Source organism: Castellaniella hirudinis (assembly GCF_047468865.1).
GTDB classification, from domain to species: Bacteria; Pseudomonadota; Gammaproteobacteria; order Burkholderiales; family Burkholderiaceae_B; genus Castellaniella; species Castellaniella hirudinis_A.
Window position 1 is genome coordinate 202,722 of the sequence record NZ_JBLGTV010000004.1, and the last position, 19,677, is coordinate 222,398.

21 protein-coding genes, 1 tRNA gene and 1 pseudogene are annotated in these 19,677 nt (G+C 59.7%); 8 read left to right on the forward strand and 15 right to left on the reverse strand.

Annotation, left to right across the window (positions count from 1 at the left end):
- Window positions 1–48: 48 nt before the first annotated feature.
- The 3 genes from ACMHYJ_RS07920 to ACMHYJ_RS07930 form a co-directional block, all read right to left on the reverse strand.
- Complete coding sequence (locus ACMHYJ_RS07920) at window positions 49–1,809, reverse strand: TRAP transporter large permease (RefSeq protein WP_414245673.1); 1,761 nt, start codon at window positions 1,807–1,809, stop codon at window positions 49–51.
- 2 nt (window positions 1,810–1,811) lie between these two features.
- Entirely contained in the window at window positions 1,812–2,423 is a 612-nt protein-coding gene (locus tag ACMHYJ_RS07925) for a TRAP transporter small permease subunit (protein WP_414245674.1), read from the reverse strand.
- A gap of 122 nt (window positions 2,424–2,545) precedes the next feature.
- Window positions 2,546–3,640, reverse strand: coding sequence for a TRAP transporter substrate-binding protein (locus tag ACMHYJ_RS07930; protein WP_414245675.1), 1,095 nt, complete (start codon window positions 3,638–3,640; stop codon window positions 2,546–2,548).
- Between the two features lie 240 nt (window positions 3,641–3,880).
- Between ACMHYJ_RS07930 and ACMHYJ_RS07935 the strand changes: the two genes are divergently transcribed.
- Window positions 3,881–5,071 carry an MFS transporter gene (locus ACMHYJ_RS07935; RefSeq protein ID WP_414245676.1) on the forward strand — a complete coding sequence of 397 codons (1,191 nt, stop codon included), beginning with the start codon at window positions 3,881–3,883 and terminating at the stop codon, window positions 5,069–5,071.
- 214 nt (window positions 5,072–5,285) lie between these two features.
- Here the strand turns inward: ACMHYJ_RS07935 and ACMHYJ_RS07940 are convergent, their stop codons facing one another.
- The 6 genes from ACMHYJ_RS07940 to hemA form a co-directional block, all read right to left on the reverse strand.
- Window positions 5,286–6,482 (reverse strand): HD-GYP domain-containing protein, encoded by a 1,197-nt coding sequence (locus tag ACMHYJ_RS07940; protein ID WP_414245677.1) that lies wholly within the window; start codon window positions 6,480–6,482, stop codon window positions 5,286–5,288.
- 28 nt (window positions 6,483–6,510) lie between these two features.
- Window positions 6,511–7,122: a UbiX family flavin prenyltransferase gene (locus ACMHYJ_RS07945; RefSeq protein WP_414245678.1), complete on the reverse strand. Its 612-nt coding sequence runs from the start codon at window positions 7,120–7,122 to the stop codon at window positions 6,511–6,513.
- On the reverse strand, window positions 7,122–7,463 hold the full coding sequence (gene grxD, locus ACMHYJ_RS07950; protein ID WP_414245679.1) for a Grx4 family monothiol glutaredoxin: 342 nt from the start codon (window positions 7,461–7,463) through the stop codon (window positions 7,122–7,124). The genes ACMHYJ_RS07945 and grxD overlap by 1 nt, the downstream gene beginning before the upstream one ends.
- Before the next feature lie 18 nt (window positions 7,464–7,481).
- Window positions 7,482–8,303, reverse strand: coding sequence for a peptide chain release factor N(5)-glutamine methyltransferase (prmC, locus tag ACMHYJ_RS07955; RefSeq protein WP_414245680.1), 822 nt, complete (start codon window positions 8,301–8,303; stop codon window positions 7,482–7,484).
- Window positions 8,304–8,309: 6 nt separating this feature from the next.
- Window positions 8,310–9,389 (reverse strand): peptide chain release factor 1, encoded by a 1,080-nt coding sequence (gene prfA, locus ACMHYJ_RS07960; protein WP_414245681.1) that lies wholly within the window; start codon window positions 9,387–9,389, stop codon window positions 8,310–8,312.
- Between the two features lie 169 nt (window positions 9,390–9,558).
- Window positions 9,559–10,836, reverse strand: coding sequence for a glutamyl-tRNA reductase (hemA, locus tag ACMHYJ_RS07965; protein WP_414245682.1), 1,278 nt, complete (start codon window positions 10,834–10,836; stop codon window positions 9,559–9,561).
- Window positions 10,837–10,954: 118 nt separating this feature from the next.
- Here hemA and ACMHYJ_RS07970 point away from each other — a divergent pair.
- Both ACMHYJ_RS07970 and ACMHYJ_RS07975 read left to right on the forward strand, forming a co-directional pair.
- Window positions 10,955–11,030: transfer RNA gene (locus ACMHYJ_RS07970), tRNA-Phe, on the forward strand.
- Between the two features lie 175 nt (window positions 11,031–11,205).
- Window positions 11,206–12,597 carry a tyrosine-type recombinase/integrase gene (locus ACMHYJ_RS07975; RefSeq protein ID WP_414245683.1) on the forward strand — a complete coding sequence of 464 codons (1,392 nt, stop codon included), beginning with the start codon at window positions 11,206–11,208 and terminating at the stop codon, window positions 12,595–12,597.
- On the opposite strand, the gene ACMHYJ_RS07980 is transcribed toward ACMHYJ_RS07975, so the two are convergent.
- Window positions 12,557–12,853, reverse strand: coding sequence for a helix-turn-helix transcriptional regulator (locus tag ACMHYJ_RS07980; RefSeq protein WP_414245684.1), 297 nt, complete (start codon window positions 12,851–12,853; stop codon window positions 12,557–12,559). The two genes, ACMHYJ_RS07975 and ACMHYJ_RS07980, sit on opposite strands and share 41 nt — an antisense overlap.
- A gap of 378 nt (window positions 12,854–13,231) precedes the next feature.
- On the opposite strand from ACMHYJ_RS07980, the gene ACMHYJ_RS07985 reads away from it, so the two are divergent.
- A complete protein-coding gene (locus tag ACMHYJ_RS07985; RefSeq protein ID WP_414245702.1) occupies window positions 13,232–13,585 on the forward strand; it encodes a DUF4136 domain-containing protein in 354 nt (117 codons plus the stop codon).
- Window positions 13,586–13,881: 296 nt separating this feature from the next.
- On the opposite strand, the gene vapB is transcribed toward ACMHYJ_RS07985, so the two are convergent.
- From vapB to ACMHYJ_RS08005, 4 genes are all read right to left on the reverse strand, one after another.
- Window positions 13,882–14,115, reverse strand: a complete 234-nt coding sequence (vapB, locus tag ACMHYJ_RS07990) for a type II toxin-antitoxin system VapB family antitoxin (RefSeq protein ID WP_414245685.1) — start codon at window positions 14,113–14,115, stop codon at window positions 13,882–13,884.
- A 215-nt stretch (window positions 14,116–14,330) separates the two neighbouring features.
- Window positions 14,331–14,693, reverse strand: a complete 363-nt coding sequence (locus ACMHYJ_RS07995) for an excisionase family DNA-binding protein (protein WP_414245686.1) — start codon at window positions 14,691–14,693, stop codon at window positions 14,331–14,333.
- Between the two features lie 212 nt (window positions 14,694–14,905).
- Window positions 14,906–15,427: a GNAT family N-acetyltransferase gene (locus ACMHYJ_RS08000; RefSeq protein WP_414245687.1), complete on the reverse strand. Its 522-nt coding sequence runs from the start codon at window positions 15,425–15,427 to the stop codon at window positions 14,906–14,908.
- Window positions 15,424–15,729 carry a DUF1778 domain-containing protein gene (locus ACMHYJ_RS08005; RefSeq protein WP_414245688.1) on the reverse strand — a complete coding sequence of 102 codons (306 nt, stop codon included), beginning with the start codon at window positions 15,727–15,729 and terminating at the stop codon, window positions 15,424–15,426. Before ACMHYJ_RS08005 ends, ACMHYJ_RS08000 begins: the two co-directional genes overlap by 4 nt.
- Window positions 15,730–16,150: 421 nt before the next feature.
- Here ACMHYJ_RS08005 and rhuM point away from each other — a divergent pair, with 421 nt between their 5' ends.
- Window positions 16,151–16,606: a RhuM family protein gene (gene rhuM / locus ACMHYJ_RS08010; protein ID WP_414245689.1), complete on the forward strand. Its 456-nt coding sequence runs from the start codon at window positions 16,151–16,153 to the stop codon at window positions 16,604–16,606.
- Window positions 16,603–16,824: a hypothetical protein gene (locus ACMHYJ_RS08015; protein WP_414245690.1), complete on the forward strand. Its 222-nt coding sequence runs from the start codon at window positions 16,603–16,605 to the stop codon at window positions 16,822–16,824. The genes rhuM and ACMHYJ_RS08015 overlap by 4 nt, the downstream gene beginning before the upstream one ends.
- Before the next feature lie 530 nt (window positions 16,825–17,354).
- Here ACMHYJ_RS08015 and ACMHYJ_RS08020 read toward each other — a convergent pair.
- A complete protein-coding gene (locus ACMHYJ_RS08020; protein ID WP_414245691.1) occupies window positions 17,355–17,654 on the reverse strand; it encodes a helix-turn-helix transcriptional regulator in 300 nt (99 codons plus the stop codon).
- A gap of 441 nt (window positions 17,655–18,095) precedes the next feature.
- On the opposite strand from ACMHYJ_RS08020, the gene ACMHYJ_RS08025 reads away from it, so the two are divergent.
- Both ACMHYJ_RS08025 and ACMHYJ_RS08030 read left to right on the forward strand, forming a co-directional pair.
- Window positions 18,096–19,004 carry a hypothetical protein gene (locus ACMHYJ_RS08025; protein WP_414245692.1) on the forward strand — a complete coding sequence of 303 codons (909 nt, stop codon included), beginning with the start codon at window positions 18,096–18,098 and terminating at the stop codon, window positions 19,002–19,004.
- Between the two features lie 315 nt (window positions 19,005–19,319).
- Window positions 19,320–19,670, forward strand: a pseudogene (locus ACMHYJ_RS08030) (DUF4062 domain-containing protein); the annotation flags it as partial.
- Between the last annotated feature and the right edge of the window lie 7 nt (window positions 19,671–19,677).

The window sequence follows — 19,677 nt, forward strand, 5'->3', positions numbered from 1 at the left end:
TCAAGCCCCCCGGCGCGTCGATCGCCGGGGTGACAGGCCGACGATACGCTACTTGAACATATTGTTGTAGTCCTCGTCGGACGGCGCATCGGCGCCTGCGTCCGCCGCCGGCGCAGCCGCGCCATCCGCCGTGTCGCCGCCGCCGTATCCGGCATCGCCGCCATAGCCGCCATAGCCGGTATCGCCGTAGCCCGTAAAGCCGCCCATGTCGAGCTGGATGTCCTCGACATTGACCACGGGCCGGTCGGCCTTGTAGTGCGTCACCATGCCCGGGTAGGCCAGCACCACCACCACTATGACGATCTGGATGACGATGAAGGGAATGGAGCCCCAGTAGATCTGCCCCGTGGTGACCTTGGCGATGGGCTGCCCGGTGATCTTGTCCTTGTAGTCGTCCTTGGGAGCGACCGACCGCAGATAGAACAAGGCGAAGCCAAAGGGCGGATGCATGAAGGACGTCTGCATGTTGACGGCCAGCAGCACGCCCAGCCAGATCAGGTCGATGCCCATCTTGTCGGCCACGGGCCCGATCAGGGGCACGATGATGAAGGCCAGTTCGAAGAAGTCCAGGAAGAACGCCAGCACGAAGGTCAACAAGCTGACTACGATCAGAAAGCCCATCTCGCCGCCCGGCAGGCTGGTCAGCAGATGCTCGACCCACAAGTCGCCATTGACGCCCCGGAACGTCAGGCTGAAGACCGACGAACCGATCAGGATGAACACCACGAAGCACGTCAGCGTGGTGGTGGTATCCATGGCCTGGCGCAGCAGCTTGAAATTCAGGCGGCGCTTGGCGATGGCCATGATCAAGGCCCCGACCGCCCCCATGGCCCCGCCTTCGGTGGGCGTGGCCACGCCGATGAAGATCGTGCCCAGCACCAGGAAGATCAGCGCCAGCGGCGGAATCATCACAAACGTGACGCGTTCGGCGATCTTGGACAACAGGCCCAGGCGCAGGATTTTATTCAGCAACGCCAGCACGAACGCCGTCAGCCCCCACAACAGGATGCTGGTGACGATCAGCTCATCGACGTGCGGCGCATCGGGCAGCAAATAGCCCACCCCGAAATAAGCCACCCCGACCGACACCGCCATCAAGGCCAGCAGCGATGGAATGCCATGGCCCCCGTTGGGCTCGATGAAGGTGCGGGCCTCGGGGGGAATGGCGGGCGCCGCCTTGGGCCGGATCACGGCGATGGCCACGACGTACAGAATGTACAGGCCCGTCAAGGCAAACCCGGGCAGGAAAGCCCCCTTGTACATATCGCCGATCGAGCGGCCCAATTGATCGGCCAGCACGATCAGCACCAGGGACGGCGGAATGATTTGCGACAAAGTGCCGGATGCCGCGATCACCCCACTGGCCAGACGCCGGTCATAGCCATAGCGCAGCATGATCGGCAGGGAGATCAGGCCCATGGAGATGACTGACGCGGACACCACCCCCGTGGTGGCGGCCAGCATGGCCCCCACCAGGATGACGGCGATCGCCAGCCCCCCGCGCAACGGGCCGAACAGCTGGCCCACGGTTTCCAGCAGGTCTTCGGCCATGCCGGAGCGTTCGAGAATCAGCCCCATGAAGGTAAAGAAGGGCACCGCCAGCAGGGATTCGTTGGACATGATGCCAAACACCCGCTGCGGCAAGGCCTGGAACAGCGCCGGTGAAAGCAGGCCCAACTCGATGCCGATGAGGCCGAACAGAATGCCGTTGGCGGCCAGCGAAAACGCCACCGGGAAACCCAGCAGCAACAGCACCACCAGGGAAACGAACATGATGGGGGCCATATAGGCCAATAGAATCGCTTCCATGCTCAGGCCCCCTTGTGCGAGGCGGCCGCGCGCTGCGCAGCCTGGCGGGCGATTTCCTCGGCCAGTTCTTCCTCGGCCGATTTACCCTTGTGGACATCGCGGGGATCGGCGCACAGGCCCTGCAGAAAGCCGATGCATTTGATCAGGTGCGACACCCCGGCGGCCAGCAGCAGGCCAAAGCCGATGGGCAGCAAGAGTTTGGCCGGCCAGCGGATCAGCCCCCCGGCATTGGAGGATTGTTCCAGGTTGTCGAAGGCATCCATGAAAAACGGCCAGGAATGCCACATGATCAAGGCCGCCATGGGCAACAGGAAAAACACGGTGCCGATGATTTCCAGGTAGACCTGGGTGCGGCGGGAAAAGCGTGAGGCCAACACGTCCACGCGGACGTGTTCGTTTTTCAGCAGGGTATAGCCGGCGGCCAGCAAAAAGACGCCGCCAAACAGATACCACTGCAATTCGAGCCAAGCGTTGGAACTGACGTTAAAGAGCTTGCGGACGGTCGCGTTGGTCGCGCTAACCAAGACCGCAATCAGAATCAGCCAGGTCACCGCCTGACCCACGCGGCGATTGATCGAGTCGATCAGCCGCGACAGGGCGAGGAGTGCATTCATGGTGAGAGCCAATGAAGAAATTGAAACAGCCGGGCACGCGAGAGCCCCCGACAAGCGGGGGCCAGGCTAAGAACCGACGTTAGTGACGCCGGCCCATGCGGGCCGGTGGGGCGCCATGGTGTTTATTTATTGGATACCGTGGTGGCCATGTATTGGTCGAAGCTGCCCTCGGCAATACGGAACCAGGGGATTTCGTGATCCAGGAAGCCCTTGTAGTCTTCGTAGATTTTCTTGAAACCGGGATCCTTGGCGGAGAGTTCGCCGTAGAGTTCCTGGGAGGCCTTGTAGCACGCATCCATCACGGGCTTGGGGAAGACGCGCAGTTTTGCGCCTTCGCCGATCAGGCGCTTGAGGGCGTTGGGGTTCTCGGCGTCATAGGTGGCGATCATGACGTTGCTGGCCAGCGACGTCGCCTGATCCAGGATGGCCTGATAATGTTTCGGCAGGGCCTCGTATTTGTCTTTGTTCACGTACAAGGACACCTGCAGCGTGCCTTCCCACCAGCCCGGGAAATAATAGAACGGGGCCACGCGGTGGAAGCCCAGTTTTTCGTCGTCGTAGGGCCCGATCCATTCGGCGGCGTCGATGGTGCCTTTTTCGAGGGAGGGATAGATATCCCCGCCCGCAATCTGCTGCGGCACCACACCGAGCTTCATCAACACGGCGCCGGCAAACGCGGCGGTACGGAATTTAAGGCCCTGCAGGTCTTCGACGGTTTTGACTTCCTTGCGGAACCAGCCGCCCATCTGGGTGCCCGTGTAGCCGCAGGGGAAGTTGACGATATTGAATTTTGCGAACAGTTCGCGCAGCAGCTTCGTGCCGTTGCCTTTGTGCATCCAGGCGTTGTACTGGCGGGTGTTCAGGCCGAAGGGCACCGCGCCGTCAAAGCACAGGGCCGGGTCTTTGCCATAGTAGTAGTAGGACGCCGTATGGCCGCATTCGACCGTGCCGTTCTGCACGCCATCCAGCACACCCAGGGCGGGCAGCAGTTCACCCCCGGGGAAAACGCGGATCTGGAATTTACCGTCCGTGGCTTCGGACACGTATTTTGCCAGGTGTTCGCCACCCGAATAAATGGCATCGGCACTGCGGGGAAAACTGGACGCCAGGCGCCAGTTCAGGGTGGGAGATTCTTGGGCGAAGGCGGGAGCGGCCAAGGTGGTGCCGCCGGCGGCCACACCAAGGGCGGCCTTTTTTAGAAAGGAACGACGTTGCATGAGAGAGAGCCCCTAAGAGTTGAAAAAACAACGGTTTTGTACCGTTTTGTAATTTATACGAGAGCGCGTCGATTTTGCGCCAACCGTCCTGTCAGGCACAATCGGTAAAAACACCAACGAACCGCTTTGCGCCGCGCGCAGGCATGACGCACGCCACCGGGGCAGCACACAGGGACATGGTGCCCGCAGCGCCGACACGCACTATGCGACAATGGGATCTTCCTCTCATCCTGTCCGCTTGTGTCCAGTTCTCCCGATCATTTCAGCCTGCGCGCCATCGCGCTGCCGGCTTTTGGGCCTTCCCTGCTATTCGGCTTCGGCGAAGGCGCCATTTTCCCCATTCTGGCGCTCAGTGCGCGCGATCTCGGCGCCAGTTCGGCCGCCGCCGGGTTCATCGTGGCCCTGGTGGGGGTGGGCTCCCTGTTGGCCAACCTGCCGGCGGCGGCCCTGGCCACCCGCTACGGCGAACGCCGCGCCATGGTGGGGGCCGCCCTGTTCAGCCTGCTGGGCCTGGCCCTGTGCCTGCTGGCGCGCAGCCCCTGGCTGCTGGGGATGGGGGTATTCATGGTCGGCCTGGCCAGCGCGGTTTTCCTGCTGGCGCGCCAGACCTACCTGGTCGAAGCCGTGCCGCTGCACATGCGCGCCCGGGCCATGTCCACCCTGGGCGGCACGATGCGCATCGGCATGTTCGCCGGGCCGTTCGCCAGCGCGGGCGTCATCCACCTGACGGGCCTGTCCGGGGCCTATTGGGTGTCGGCGCTGGCCATGCTGGGTGCGGGCCTGGTCTCCCTATCGGTCCCCGACCTGGTTCCCAAGGCCAGCGCCGACAAAGCGGCAATCCCTAAAATCAGCATGCTATCCATGGCCCGCATGCACGCGCCCGTCCTGCTGACGCTGGGCATCGGCACGGCGCTGGTGGCGGCCCTGCGGGCCTGCCGACAGATCGTCATTCCCCTGTGGGCCGACCACATCGGCCTGGATCCCGCCACCACCGCCACCATCTACGGCCTGATGGGGGCCGTGGACATGCTGCTGTTCTACCCGGCCGGACGCGTCATGGATCTTTACGGCCGCCTGTGGGTGGCCCTGCCCTGCATGCTGATCATGAGCTGCTGCATGATGGCCATCCCGCTCACCGGAGGCTGGATCAGCCTGCTGCTGGTCTGCATGATTCTGGGCATTGGCAATGGGATCGGATCCGGCATCGTCATGACCATCGGCGCCGACGCCTCGCCGGCGGCGGGGCGCACGGTATTTCTGGGGATCTGGCGCCAGATCACCGATATCGGCGGCAGCGGCGGGCCGCTGCTGATTTCCGGGCTGACGGCGGCGGCCTCTCTGGCCACGGGCATCGCGACAGTGGGCAGCCTGGGCCTGCTGGCCGCCTGGATATTCTGGCGCTGGCTGCCGCGCGGGCGGCCCCGGGCCTGATCCCCCACGGCGCGCCTTGCAAGGCGCGCCGATTCGACCGGCACAGGGCTGTCTCAAGCCGTGGCAGCTCCCCCACGGCGCGCCTTGCAAGGCGCGCCGATTCGACCGGCACAGGGCTGTCTCAAGCCGCGGCAGCTCCCCCACGGCGCGCCTTGCAAGGCGCGCCGATTCGACCGGCACAGGATAGTCCGCAGGGACTATCCTGTGTCCGGTCTCATCCCACAATAGAAGGGACTGGGAGGCCGGACTGGGCCCAATCTACGGGGGAGCGCACCGGCAGCACGCCGCTGCCGCAGTGGGGGTCGGACAGGTCGACCCGCCGCTCGGGGATGGCATGCGCCCAGCGGATGGAATAGAACACCTTCACAACGGGCTGTTCGGGCAGGTCGGGGTTTTGGGCCACCACCAGACCCAGTTCGCTATTGATCAGGCTGATGATGGAGCCCACCGGATAACGCCCCATGGCCCGCACAAAGGCACCCAGCACATCGGGATCGAATTGGCCCTCGGACTGCATCATCTTGTACAGCGCGAAGGCGGGATCCCAACCCTTGCGATACGGCTGGCTGGAGGTCATCTCGTCGTAATAATTGCAGATGGCCGCCATGCGCGACAGCAGGCCGATCTGCTTGCCCGCCAAGCCATCCGGGAACCCCTTGCCATCCATGCGCTCATGGTGATGCAGACAGACCTCGACGACCTCCGGCGGAATGGAGGGATCGGCCCGCAGCACGGTCGCCCCGGCGGTGGGATGCAGTTTCTGGATTTCCTGGGGAGGCTGGACGCGGCTGACCTTGGTGGTATCGACGGGATCGCGGACCTTGCCGATGTCGTGCAGCAGGCCGGCCATCCCGGCCATGCGCACATGGGTCTCGGACAAGCGCATGGCGCGCGCCAACGACGTCATCAAGGCCGCCACGGCCACCGAATGGGCATACAGGTATTGGTCGGCTTTTTTCAAGCGGGACAGGCTGGTGAGCGCGTCGGGGTGGCCGTCGATGGAATCGGACATCTCCTGCACCAGGCCCTGCAGCTGGCCCAGGTCGATGCGCCCGCCCAGGTCGACCTCGCCAAAAAGCTGTTGCACCTGGTCGCGGGATTCTTCGATGATCTCGCGGGCATCGTCGAAGGCCTGTTTTTCGGCTTCGACGGGGCTGACCACCCCGGCGGCGGCCGGCTGCGCGGCCGAAGCCCGGACTTCCTGGATCACGCCCCCATCGTCTTCGACATCCAGGCCCCGGCCCGTGTCGATCAATACCCATTCGAGCTTGGAATCGCGCAGCTTGCGCAGCTTGCGCTCATTGGAAATCAAAAAACGCGAGCGCCAGAAGCCATGGTCGAGGAATGTCCCACTCAGGTTCTGAACATACATGCCGACACGCAGTTGAGCAATCGGAAGCTTTTTGATCATGGCCAACGAGAAAAGAGTACAAGGGGGCTTAGATTGTATTGAAAGCCCGCTCGACTTGCCCATTAGGGGAGTCCATGCCTTCCCAGCGGGGGCCGGGCGCGTGGATATCGAATAAATCCAGCACCCGGATCACGGTATGGTCGATCATCTCGTCCAGGCTGGCGGGCCGCATGTAGAACGCAGGCAGGGGCGGAAAAATCACCCCCCCCATCTCGGTGACGGCCGTCATGTTGCGCAAGTGCGCCAGATTGAAGGGGGTCTCGCGCACCATCAGCACCAGCCGGCGGCGTTCTTTCAGGGTGACATCGGCGGCGCGGGTGATGAGGTTGTCGGACAGCCCATGCGCCACGGCCGCCAGCGTGCGCATGGAGCACGGCACCACCACCATGCCCATGGTGGCAAAACCGCCGCTGGCCAGCGTGGCCCCGACGTCGCGCGGGCTATAGACATGATCCGCCAGCGCGTGGACATCCCGGCGGCCCAGGCCCAGTTCGTGGCGGATGTTGAGCACCCCGGTGGGCGACACCACCAGGTGGGTTTCCACCCCCTGGGCGCGGGCCAGCGCCAGCAGGCGGATGGCGTATTGCGCCCCCGTGGCCCCGCTGATGCCCACCGCCAGCCGACGCGGCGGCTGGGACATTATTCGATGGCCCCGGCGTCCTTCAGCAAGGGGGCGAGTTCGCCGCTGGCGTGCAGTTCGTTCATGATGTCGGTGCCGCCGACGAATTCGCCCTTGACGTACAGTTGGGGGATGGTGGGCCAACTGGCGTAGTCCTTGATGCCTTGGCGGACTTCGGCGTCTTCCAGGACATTGACGGTAACCAGCTTGGTGACGCCGACTTCCTTCAGGACCTGGATGGCGCGCGCGGAAAACCCGCATTGCGGAAACTGCGCCGTGCCTTTCATGAACAGGACGACGGGGTGGCCGGTGACGGTTTCGCGGATGAAATTGTGGACTTCGGATTGCACTGCTTCGCTCATGGTGGGTCTCTTCAAGGGTTAGGCCGGCCAGCGGCCCCAGGTAATGCGCTCGATGCCGGCCAGATCCCGCAGGCTGGCCACCGCATCAAAGCCTGTTTGCTGGAACAAGCCGCGCACCAGGGCGGCCTGATCCCAGCCGTGCTCGACGCACAAGGCCCCGCCCGGCACCAGATGGCCGGGGGCGCCCCGCACGATACAGCGCAAGGCATCCAGGCCATCGGCGCCGTCGGTCAGGGCCAGGGCGGGTTCGAACCGCACATCGCCCTGCCCCAAGTGGGGGTCTTGCGCATCGATATAGGGCGGATTGGACGCAATCAGATGATAACGTCTGGAACCCAACTGACTATCGTACCAATTTCCTTGGGAAAACAATAGCTTTGCCCCTAGACGGCGTGCGTTCATTTGCGCCACGGCCAGCGCGTCCGGGCTGACATCCGTCGCCCGTACCTGGGCATCGGGGCGCTCCAAGGCGATGGAAACCGCCACCGCGCCGCTGCCCGTGCCCAGATCCAGCACCCGGGGACTGTCCACGGCCGCGATCGACTGCAAAGCGCATTCCACCAGGCATTCGGTCTCGGGCCGGGGGATCAGCACGGCGGGCGTCACCTGGAAATCGTGCCCCCAGAATTCCCGCCGCCCCAGAATGTAGGCCATGGGCTCACCCGCCACGCGCCGGGCTTCCAGCGCCTGGTACGCGGCCAGGGCGTCCGGGGAAACCGGATCCTGGTCATGCGCGATCAGCCAGGCGCGCGACACCCCCAGCACCTGCCCCCACAGCAAGTGGGATTCCAGACGCGGCAGGGGACTGGCGGCCAGGCTGGCGCGCAAGGTGGTGCGCATGGCGACTCAGTCCAGCGCCAGGGCGGCCAATTGTTCCGCCTGGTGCTCGGCCAGCAAAGCCTGGGTGACTTCGTCCAGATCGCCATCCATGATCTGCGCCAATTTATACAGGGTCAGGTTGATCCGGTGATCCGTCATCCGCCCCTGGGGAAAATTATAGGTGCGTATGCGCTCGGACCGATCCCCCGACCCCACCAGGCTCTTGCGCTGGGCGGCTTCGCGGTCGTGTGCTTCCTGCTGCTGGCGGTCTTTCAGGCGGGCGGCCAGCACCTGCAGCGCCTTGTCCTTGTTGCGGTGCTGAGAGCGGTCATCCTGGCATTCCACTACCAAGCCCGTGGGCAGGTGCGTGATGCGCACGGCGGAATCGGTCTTGTTGATATGCTGGCCCCCGGCCCCGCTAGCCCGAAAGGTGTCGATGCGCAGATCGTTGGCGTTGATCTGGATATCCCCTTGGGCATCGGCCTCGGGCATCACCGCCACCGTGCAGGCCGACGTATGCACCCGCCCCTGGGATTCGGTTTCCGGCACGCGCTGCACCCGGTGCGCGCCGGATTCGAACTTCAGCCGGCCATAGACGCCATCACCCTCGATGTGCGCAATGACTTCCTTGTAGCCGCCCAACTCGGCCGGGCTCTCGGAGATGAGCGCCACACGCCAGCCTCGGGCCTCGGCATAACGGGCGTACATGCGCAGCAAATCCCCCGCGAACAGCGCGCTTTCGTCCCCCCCCGTGCCTGCGCGGATTTCCAGGAAAACACTGCGGTCATCGTCCGGATCCTTGGGCAACAACAGGATCTGCAGATCGGCCTCCAACTGCTGGATGCGGTCGTCCGCCCCGTCCAATTCTTCCTGGGCCAGGGCTTTCATGTCGGGATCGGACAACAGCTCGCGGGCGGTTTCCCGGTCTGCGCTGGCGCGTTCCCAGGCGGCGAACACAGCCACCACGGGTTCGAGTTCGGCCCGTTCGCGGGTCAGTTTACGGAAGCGGTTCATATCGCCGGCGCTGTCGGGCTCGGCCAACAGGGCATCAATTTCCGCCAGACGGTGACTAAGCTGCTCCAGGCGGCTGCGCATCGAACTTTTCATGGTGTGAATCTGGTGAGGACGTGCAGGCGAGTAAAGTCGGCCAGCACAAGATTAAATAGGTCGGGGGCGGCGCGGACAGGAGGGATTCGGGATGGCCCGACAGCGGCCGACGGAGACAGAATGGCAGGCCGACGCCGGGCGGCGGCCAGCGCGGCGCAAGGGAACGCCGCTAATGGCGGCGGGCGCCCGCCTGCGGCAACAGCCGCGGCAGCAGGGCCATCAACTGATCGCGTTCGGAGCCTTCGCTGCGGTTGAGCGCCGACAGCGGCCCATGCATGTATTTATGCGTCAAACTGTAGGCTAGGTATTCCAGGACCTCCTGCGGGTCGTCCCCGCGCGCGAGCAGGCGGCGGGCGCGGTCGAGTTCGGCCAGGCGCAGGGCGTCGGCGGACTGCTGGTAATCAATGATGGCCGGCACGATAGCGCGGTTGGACAGCCAGTGCATGAAGTGCTGGACGCGGGCCTCGATGATGGCCTCGGCCTGCACGACCGCGGCGCGGCGGGCATCCGTGCCCGACTGCACCATGCGCCCCAGGTCGTCCACGGTGTACAGGTAGACATCCGCCAAGCGGGCGATTTCGGGCTCGATATCGCGCGGGACGGCCAAATCAACCATCACCATGGGCCGGTGGCGACGCAGGCGCGCAGCCCTTTCCACCATCCCCAGGCCAAGGATGGGCAAGGATGAGGCCGTACAGGAGACCACGACGTCGTATTCGGCCAAGTGGTCGGGCAAGGCCGCCAGCTTCAGGGTGCTGGCATCGAACTGCGTGGCCAGCAACTGGGCGCGTTCCAGCGTGCGGTTGGCCACCGCCATCTGGCGGGGCTGCACGGCGGCAAAGTGGGTGGCGCACAGTTGGATCATTTCGCCCGCGCCGATGAACAGCACGTTGGCGTTGGACAAATCGCCCAGCACCCGCTGCGCCAGGCGCACGGCCGCCGCCGCCATGGACACCGACTGCGCCCCAATGGCGGTTTGCGACCGGACTTCCTTGGCCACGGAAAACGTGCGCTGAAACAGCTGGTGCAGCAAGGTGCCCAAGGTGCCGGCCTGTTCGGCCGCCCGCACGGCGTTTTTCATCTGGCCCAGGATCTGGGCCTCGCCCAGCACCATGGAATCCAGCCCGCTGGCCACCCGGAACGCATGGCGCACGGCATCGTTGCGCTGGTATTGATAGAGGTGCGGCACCAGCTGGTTGGTTTCCAGACGGTTGAAATCCGCCAGCCAGGCGGGGATTTGCTCGCCCACGCCAGGATCGGCGGCGCAATAGATCTCGGTGCGGTTGCAGGTGGACAGAATTGCCGCCTCGCGCACGGACGCGCCGAACGCGGTGCGCAGCGCCGACAGGGCGGGCTTCAGGAGATCGACCGGAAACGACACGCGTTCGCGCACGGAAACGGGCGCGGACACATGATTCAGACCGAAGGTGAGGACATCGACGGACATGCCGCAGAAAACTTCTGATAAGGAGATACCCGTATTATAGGGCGTCAGCCAAGTCTTGGGCCATTTTTTAGCCCGCTTGCTGCACAGGATCAAAAAATCGTGTAATATTCGTCGTCTTGGCCCGGTAGCTCAGTCGGTAGAGCAGAGGACTGAAAATCCTTGTGTCGGTGGTTCGATTCCGCCCCGGGCCACCATTCGCCTGTCTCGCACGATCTCACCAAGTCCCATTTTCATCGCAAAATCAAGGGCTTGCGTCAAACTCCCCTCCCATACTGTCTCATCGGATTCCGCTGAATCCCGGGCTTTTAGTACCCTCACGCAGTACCCTAACCTATCGGCTCAAATCCGAGGAACTATTGGGGGTGAGCTATGAAACTGTCCGTAAAGACCGTGGAAGCGGCCAAACCGACCGAAAAAGAGTACATGCTGCCCGATGGGGATAAATTGTATCTCCGCGTCCAGCCAAGAGGCTCAAAAAGCTGGTTATTCCTCTACTACGACATAGCTGGCCGCCGGATCAAGCTAACCATCGGCGCCTACCCTGCCATGTCACTTGCGGCCGCCCGCACCGTAGCTGAGCAGCACCGTCTGGATTTGCAGGAGGGCAAAGACCCTCGCCAGATGAAACGGGAGGCTCGTCACGAAGCGCGGCGCCATGCTTTAGCCACATTCGAGAAAGTGGCTCGGGGGTGGCATGCCCATGCCAAGCATATCCACGAATGGAGTGAAGACTACAGCCAGAAAATCCTGCGCCAACTGGAACTGCATGCTTTCCCGAGACTCGGCCGACACCCCATCGGTTCGCTGAACCGGCTGGACGTTCTGCAGTGTCTGGAGGCCGTCTCTCTGGCCGGCACCCGGGAAACCGCCATCCGGCTGCGGGAAAGCCTGCAACGTGTCTTTGCGCGAGCGGTCACGGTGGGGCTGCTAGAGCCCGGTGAGAATTACATGGCCAAGGGCGTGGCCGACTTCAAGCTGCGCAGCCCGATAGTGAAGCACTACGCCACCATTCTGGAACCCGCCAAGATTGGCCAACTGATGCGTGACATCCGCGGATACACAGGGCATTACATCGTCTGCTGCGCCCTGCGAATCATGCCTTACGTGTTTCAACGTCCAGGACAGATACGCATGATGGAGTGGGAGCAGCTTGATCTGGATGCTGGCATTTGGGTTTGCCCGCCCCGCATGATGAAGATGCGGGAAGCCCACAAAAATAGCGGACAAGCAGCCTCACACGTCGTTCCCCTGCCCACGCAAGTCGTTGACATCCTTCGGCAGCTCCATACGGTCACCGGGCCGACCGGCCCCGTCTTCAAAAGCGTATCGCGCCGACGAGGCAAGAACGGCTACTCACGCTACATCTCGAACAACACCATGAACAGCGCCTTGCGCGCCTTGGGTTATGACACCCAAACGGACATTACCGGCCACGGCTTCAGGGCGATGGCGCGCACGCTCATCCGGGAAAGGCTGGGATGGGACAGGGAAATGATCGAAAAGCACCTGGCCCACGTCTCGGACGAAGAACTGGGGGAAGCCTACGACAGAACCCGCTTCATCGAACAGCGTCATGAAATGGCGCAGGCATGGGCGGACTACCTAGATTCGTTGGCGGCGCAAAAGGCACCGACTGGAACAAGCGAACGAGCAAGGCCAGTCTCCAACGACGATGATCGTGACCTTGCGGAATTTTCCGCCAATCCAGCTCGCAACCGAATCAGTAGCGTACCTGGCGAACCTTCGCACCTTGAGAGGTAGTGCGCGTGGAGCAGGACTCCATCAGCTTGAAACCACCGGGGTTCTGCTCCCATTGTTCCAAATCCCCGCGCCGCCATCCCTTGGCCGCACCGCCCAGGGAAACCGGCGCGGGGAACGTGCCGGCTGCGATGCGGCGATACAAGCTAGATCGACTCAAAGCCGTCATGCGCAGCACATCGCGCATGCGGTAGAACATGGGTGATGCAAGCTCGGTTTTCGCGGCGACGTGTGATGTTTCGTGATCGGACTGAATCATGGGGTTCTCCCGGTGTTTCGTTCAACACCAGATTGCCTCAACGCGTTCCGAACACACACCTGCTCAGGCGTAGTGTGGCGAAGTCAAGTATGGTGACCGTGACAGACGTAAGTGCTTGAATGTCTACAATAGGTCGGTAGCGATCCACCGCCAAAAGGCTGCTAACGGACAAAAGCGGCCCTTCGAAGAGCTGCGGCATAAGAATGCCTTAGGTAGGTCTGAAACACTCGCGGCTTGCAAAGTTAGCAATCATGAGCATTAACGCGGAGCGAAGATGAGCAGCACACCTTATTTTGGAAATACGCCAGCTGCATTCGTACTAACCCTACATTGAGTTCGGTGAGCGCGGCGGAGATCTGCGACACTAGCGGTTGATTTATAACTGGATGGCAGCGCCAAAACTCCGAACGCAATGCGGATATCGGCATTGCGGCGCACGTGGCGACGGAAAAGAAACAGACCTTGGATACCTTCTACAGCGGCCCAGGCTGGAACGCCTGGGGCTGGCATGGCGGATGGGGCATGGGGATGGGCACGGCCAGAACCACGGTGCGTACCTACGAGATCGGCACGCTGGTGATCGATATGTTCGACCTGCAAAGCAAGCGCGCCGTATGGCGAGGCACTGTCAGCGGCACCATTCCCAGCTCTTCGGAAAAACTCAACCAAGGCGTGCAGGAAGGGATCACCAAGCTGTTCGAGGCGTTTCCGTCTGGAAGCGGGGTGAAGTGAGGGTTAGCCGACTAAGGTAAATACGCCTCACTTGCCGTCAGCGACCCAGTTCTCCACCTCAAGCGCGGGCACTCGCGCAAACTCGGACACATTATTCGTCACCAGTACGAGACCCGCGCTACGTGCGTGACCGGCGATATGCAGATCGTTCTTTTCTCCGCACTATGCAGAAGCTCGGCCAGGGTAATGGAGGAAATCGCCATACGGCTTGCATTAGCGTTGAAAGTGGTCAGAACCTCGACGGGTCGCCGCTTCAGGACATAGATGAATATTGGTATCCAGCAGGTAACGCAGCATCAGAGCAATTCCCGCTCTGGCTGATCTTGGCCGGCACGTTCAGACATGAAGTCATCGCTGACAGCGGGACCGTTCAAGAAGAAGCTGTCCCACGTCTGGCCCACAGGCGCGATGATGCATTCATTTCCCCTGACCCGTATCTGCACTTTACGCACCCCTTCCGGCAGACGTACTTCCACAGGAAGCCGAACAGCTTGAGTGCGGTTGTTGATGAAGACGGTACCAATGGACATGGGCTACTCCTTCTGCTTGTCTACTTAGATAGCAATTTGCTTTCAGTCAAGGCTGACACCAGCCCCAGCCCTCATCAAGCGAAACTCGAACACGTTGTCATCGGGCGGAAAACGGCCTTCGCAACAACCCTATCATGCGTTCGCCCACCCGACGACTGCAAATGGAGTGGACGCGCCGGTGACGACAAGCAGCGTATCGGCAACGACAGACACGCTCACGACGAGAGGATTTCCTCATCGAGATCTTTGGACAGGCGCTTGAGCGCCTTGGCCTGACGCTGCCGTTCATCCTCCTGCCATTGCATCACAGCGCTGCGCAGCACGCGGCGCTGGTTGCCTACTTTCTGGTGCAGCGGCACTGTGCCAGCGTCGATCAGCTTGACCATGTAGGGCCGGCTAACATTGGCTAGCTGCGCCGCCTGCTCCGTGGTGAGAACCTGATTGTCTTCACGAACCTCTGCCTTGTGATCTGCGGTCCGCAATTGCACGGTAGCCCGCCCCAGCATTTCAATCAGTTCGTTCGTGATAGCCGCGTCAGCCGCTTTACTGAGCTTGACGTGACGACGCACAACGGACATGACAGGCTCCACGTCAAACGACAACTCGAACATTGGCCGAGCGGCCTGCGCATGTTTCCTGGCTGCCCCACGAGGCGCCGGAGCGGCGCGCCGCTCGCCCGAGGAAGAAGGTATCTGCTTGAAAGTCATGATTAGCACGATAACAAAAACTCGAAACTATCGAAATACTCGAATCGCGAACTAATCGACAGCACTCAGATACGTTTCGATATTCAAGATTCCTGCAACTGGCGTATCGTCGCCATCGGCAGGAATAGTCTCTGGGTATTATTCGGAAAAGCAATAAATCCGTACTTGCGATAGAACTTGGCCGCAGCAGCGTCTTTCGCATCCACAACCATAGCGTGGACGGCCATCACCTGAGTCGCAAGCAACGTACGGTACATCGCATCCATCAACAGGAACTCGCCCAAACCCGATCCCTGAACATCGCGATCAACCGCCAAGCGACCAAGCAGGACAGCAGGAACGGGATAACGCGGCAGTTTTCTGGCTTGCTCCACAGGCAGCTCATCGCGCTGGAAGCTCGTCGCACTTAAGGTGTAATAACCGCAGATCGTCGTAGCCTCGTGCCGCACGGCCACAAAAACACGGGCCACATCCCGCTTGATATCCTGCGACGCATGCTCTCGAAGATAGCGATCAAGCTCGGAAGCACCACAAGAGAAAGCGGTGCGATCATGTGCCTTGCTGTCAAACGCCAAAACCTGCCATGACGATGGCGTGACTGTCATCCGACCGCCTTTTGATACTTGGAAAATGCGTTGCGCAACGCGGCATTGGGCGCAGGCGGATTGCTCAAAGCGTCGTAAAACACCTTCCAATCTGCCGCCGACAGCGCGACGGCTTCGTTCTCGCGGATGACCTTTTCGGCTTCGGCCAACGCTGTCGTCAGCACGAACTGGCTCACTGTCTTATGACGATAGTTAGCCGCGCGTTGAAGCACGGTCTTGGCCTCAGCGTTCAGGCGCACCTGAAGCCGCTCATCTTTTGCTTCTGCTGTGTTGGACATGGCAAGCCTCTCGGGATAGAGCATAAATTGTACTCCCAAACGGAGTACAACCCAAGACCTGCTCCAGTTATTGACGTCCAGGCGCTGGAGCCGCAATATTTGCATCTATCGGGGCTATTCCCTAAACTGGTTCCTGAACACCAACCACTTTTGAAAAGGTTCAATGTCTATGCTGGTTTACGATCATTTTGTGATCGTGCCCCGGCCACCAGTTGCAATTGACCCAACGGTTCTCCGTTGGGTTTTTTGTTGCCTGGAGCGCCAGGGTTGGCGCGGGTTCGCGGGGATGCCTCGCGAGCGCGGGTGGCTTGCTCACCCCCTTTTGGCTCTGTCTGGCCGCTCTGCTCTCTGGTTTTATCTGTTTGCCTCGCGAGCGCGCGCGAGGCCAGGGCTAGTGTTTATGCGGGTTTCGGGGGTACGCGAGTATCTGGTCAAGGGCTTCACCATGGACGACGCCCGCCTAAAGAACTTGGGCGGCGGCAGCTACTGGAAGGAATTGCTGGACCGCATCCGCGACATACGCTCTAGCGAAAAAGTCCTCTACCGACAGGTTCTGGACCTTTACGCCACCAGCGTGGACTACGACTCCAAAGCCCAGGCCAGTACACTGTTTTTCAAAACCGTGCAAAATAAGCTGCACTACGCCGCACACGGCCAAACAGCTGCCGAGGTCATTGCCAAACGGGCCAACGCCGGCAAGCCCTTCATGGGCCTACTGTCCTTCTCAGGCCACCAGCCCACAAAGACAGACGTGGGCAATGCCAAGAACTACTTGGATGCCAACGAGCTCAAACGCCTGAACGCGCTGGTGTCAGCTTATTTCGATGCCGCAGAGTTCAGAGCCATGAATCATGAGCCAACGTACATGAAGGACTGGCTCACACACCTTGAACAGCTATGAAGGACTGGCTCACACACCTTGAACAGCTGATCACGGCCATGGGCGGTAAAACCCTGCAGGGTGCTGGCAAGGTCAGCCACAAGGATGCTCTGACCCACGCCGAGGCTGAATACGCAAAATTTCGAACCCGGCTCGCTGCGCAGCCTTCTGAAGTGGAAGCCGTATTTCTGGACACCATCAAGAAGGCGCAAAAGAAGGTCGAGAGGAAAAAGAGCTAAATCAGATTGAAGAATTGATGGCCGAGCCCATCCAAAGGCAAGTCCGCGGTTCCCCTGACTCTTTAGTTCAAATCATGCCTATTCCGCACGGAGAACAAGTTGTGAACCAGAGGCCAACCCCACCACCATCCCCCTGTCTCGCACGATCTCACCAAGTTCCATTTTCATCGCAAAATCAAGGGCTTGCGTCAAACTCCTCTCCTATACTATCTCATCGGATTCCGCTGAGTCCCGGGCTTTTTGTTCCCCAAGCGGTTCCCCTAAGCTGTCCCTTGAAATTTTGGGGACCACTCAGGAGGGACAGCGATGACACTCTCACGTGTCGGATGAAGAACTGGGCCTGGCCTATGACCGAACCACCTTCATCGCCCAGCGACAGAAGATGGCGCAAGAATGGGCCGACTATCTGGATGAGTTGGCGGCGAAGCGGGCGTAGTGGATAAGGGCGGGGGCTGCGCGTTTTGTCGGGCAGCCCTCGCCTTGCTCGGGGCAGGCATATTGTGGAGCCAATCGCGTCCACACATTAAGTATCATCCGTACCGGACGCGACGCACCTTGGCGCCTTGGCTGGTCGTTTCCACCGAGCAAGACGACATCAACCGGAAGTTCGCCGGGCCCCGCTCCCACTCATCCAGATCACTGTGCCGCCAGCCTTTGGCGGCGCCGCCCAGCGACACGGGCGCGGGAAACGTGCCGGATGCAATACGGCGATAGAGACTGGAACGGCTCAATGCCGTCATCCGAAGCACGTCACGCATGCGGTAGAGCATTGGGGAAGCGAGGTCGGGTTTAGCGGTGGTATAAGAGGTTTCGTGATCGGACTGAGCCATGAGGTTCTCCCGGTGTTTCGTTCAACACCAGATTGCCTCAACCCATTCCGAACACATACCTGCTCGGGCGTAGTGTGGCGAAGTCAAGTATGGTGGCCGTGACAGACGTAAGTGCTTGAATGTCTACAATAGGTCGGTAGCGATCCACTGCGAAAGGCTGCTAACGGCCAAGAGCGGACGGATAAAGGGAGTCAGTTAATGTCTGCTATCCGACATGAGATGATTGGAACATTCACTCTGGCTCCTACGCTAGGTTAGTACGATTCAGCAATAGCATTGCCACCGCACCGAGTTAGGCGCCTCACACCAAAGCGCTCAACTTCGCGGTACGCGAAATGTGAGATACGAGCACTCAAATAATCGCCGAACAAGATCGAAAAACGGTAAGATTGTAGTGATTGTGTGGTTTGAGTCTATTTCTGAAATAAGTAAGGATTTAATATGAATCTGTACATTGAGCCAATATATTTAAATGAAAAAATGGTTCTGAACTGCGCAGCATATCTTTTCAAAGGTGTTGCCATGGAGGCTGAGATATCGCAATCCCAAACCTCCAAAAACAAGGGTAACTTAAATATTGGCCTAAAGTTCCTGAGCGAACTAATTTCCCCCGTTTCGTTTTCGGGCGAGCATAGCGGAGAAAAATCTGAGACAAGCAAAACTGCTCGACGCTATACGATGGGCGGTCTACACATGTCGCTCATTGATGCCTTGATTGAGCAAAAATACATATCCAAAGATCCCGACATCACCAAACCTCCAGTTAGAGATAAATTTGTCGAATTGGATGTTATCCTAAAACCCATTGATTTCTATTCGATAATTGAAGCAATCAAGGTTTCAGCGCCCCTTATAGTTCAGCTTCTACAGAATTTTGGCGATAAATTCAATCCTCAAATTTTCAATAAAAATTTCAAGGCTGATCTTGCAAAGTACGAATCCCTTATATCAAGAGTATTAAACGATCTTGAAGGGGATTATTTGAAGTCCGGGCAACTGGAAATGATAATGATCAATCCGGAAACCCATAGACAGGTTGGGGTGCTTGATGTCGATGTCAACGATTTAGACGCGTTGTCGGTAAAAGCAAAACTAACGGATGGTCGTTTTCGCGTTATTGGCAGGGCATCCAGGCATGTTCCGAGTGGCGAGTCGATTAGCCTAGTTCAGCGTACGATTCTTTCGTCCGTGCTTTCCATCTTGGAGAAATTCATGGGCGCAACGGATGTGGATGGTGTAGAAAAATACAAACGAAGTATGGGTACGGCCCGGGACTTCGCACAGCAAATTTGTCAACTTAGCCTACCTGGACCCGCCTTGCGTGTGATGGCGATGTCCATTTGTATATAACAAGATTGCTGGTCATCACCAAACCAATAGATAGTAAACAGCCGCGGCTTGTCTTGATCGGTAGAGCGAATGTCACGATATCTGAGACAGCCCCGCTTGCTAGCAGAGCGGACACTCGTGGGCTTTGATTGAGTGGTTCTTGTGGGTCGGTCTAAGACCTTGGTGATAGATCTCAATCGGCCAGAAGCGATTATTGAACGCAATATGTCTGCGTAAGTACTTTGCTATGAAAAGCATTTAATAGAGAAATAATAAAATGGTTAAAAAGTTCCAAGTTTTTGTAAGCTCAACATATGAAGATCTAAAAAAGAGCGAGATCAAGTCATAAAAGCCATTCTTGAAATGGGACACATCCCCGTCGAAATGGAGATGTTCAGCGCAGCTGATGAAGAGCAATGGAAAATAACTCAGCGTCAAATTGATGAATCCGATTATTACGTTGTTGTTGCTGCCCATAACTATGGTTCAGTCACAGAAGAAGGCTTGAGCTATACCGAAAAGGAATACGATTATGCAGTTAGCAAAGAGATTCCAGTCCTTGGGTTTGTGATAGACGCAACGGCATCTTGGCCCGCAGATCTTGTTGAACATACTTCGTCAGCCCTGAAATATTCATTTCGACAATCAGGAACCACTTCACGCCGCCAGAAGTGCCGGCGGTATTGAGCTGACA

Coding starts and splice junctions, on each gene's coding strand:
- ACMHYJ_RS07920 (WP_414245673.1), bottom strand. CDS start 1,809: ATGGAAGCGATTCTATTGGCCTATATGGCCCCCATCATGTTCGTTTCC.
- ACMHYJ_RS07925 (WP_414245674.1), bottom strand. CDS start 2,423: ATGAATGCACTCCTCGCCCTGTCGCGGCTGATCGACTCGATCAATCGC.
- ACMHYJ_RS07930 (WP_414245675.1), bottom strand. CDS start 3,640: ATGCAACGTCGTTCCTTTCTAAAAAAGGCCGCCCTTGGTGTGGCCGCC.
- ACMHYJ_RS07940 (WP_414245677.1), bottom strand. CDS start 6,482: ATGATCAAAAAGCTTCCGATTGCTCAACTGCGTGTCGGCATGTATGTT.
- ACMHYJ_RS07945 (WP_414245678.1), bottom strand. CDS start 7,122: ATGTCCCAGCCGCCGCGTCGGCTGGCGGTGGGCATCAGCGGGGCCACG.
- grxD (WP_414245679.1), bottom strand. CDS start 7,463: ATGAGCGAAGCAGTGCAATCCGAAGTCCACAATTTCATCCGCGAAACC.
- prmC (WP_414245680.1), bottom strand. CDS start 8,303: ATGCGCACCACCTTGCGCGCCAGCCTGGCCGCCAGTCCCCTGCCGCGT.
- prfA (WP_414245681.1), bottom strand. CDS start 9,389: ATGAAAAGTTCGATGCGCAGCCGCCTGGAGCAGCTTAGTCACCGTCTG.
- hemA (WP_414245682.1), bottom strand. CDS start 10,836: ATGTCCGTCGATGTCCTCACCTTCGGTCTGAATCATGTGTCCGCGCCC.
- ACMHYJ_RS07975 (WP_414245683.1), top strand. CDS start 11,206: ATGAAACTGTCCGTAAAGACCGTGGAAGCGGCCAAACCGACCGAAAAA.
- ACMHYJ_RS07980 (WP_414245684.1), bottom strand. CDS start 12,853: ATGATTCAGTCCGATCACGAAACATCACACGTCGCCGCGAAAACCGAG.
- vapB (WP_414245685.1), bottom strand. CDS start 14,115: ATGTCCATTGGTACCGTCTTCATCAACAACCGCACTCAAGCTGTTCGG.
- ACMHYJ_RS07995 (WP_414245686.1), bottom strand. CDS start 14,693: ATGTCCGTTGTGCGTCGTCACGTCAAGCTCAGTAAAGCGGCTGACGCG.
- ACMHYJ_RS08000 (WP_414245687.1), bottom strand. CDS start 15,427: ATGACAGTCACGCCATCGTCATGGCAGGTTTTGGCGTTTGACAGCAAG.
- ACMHYJ_RS08005 (WP_414245688.1), bottom strand. CDS start 15,729: ATGCTCTATCCCGAGAGGCTTGCCATGTCCAACACAGCAGAAGCAAAA.
- rhuM (WP_414245689.1), top strand. CDS start 16,151: ATGGACGACGCCCGCCTAAAGAACTTGGGCGGCGGCAGCTACTGGAAG.
- ACMHYJ_RS08015 (WP_414245690.1), top strand. CDS start 16,603: ATGAAGGACTGGCTCACACACCTTGAACAGCTGATCACGGCCATGGGC.
- ACMHYJ_RS08020 (WP_414245691.1), bottom strand. CDS start 17,654: ATGGCTCAGTCCGATCACGAAACCTCTTATACCACCGCTAAACCCGAC.
- ACMHYJ_RS08025 (WP_414245692.1), top strand. CDS start 18,096: ATGAATCTGTACATTGAGCCAATATATTTAAATGAAAAAATGGTTCTG.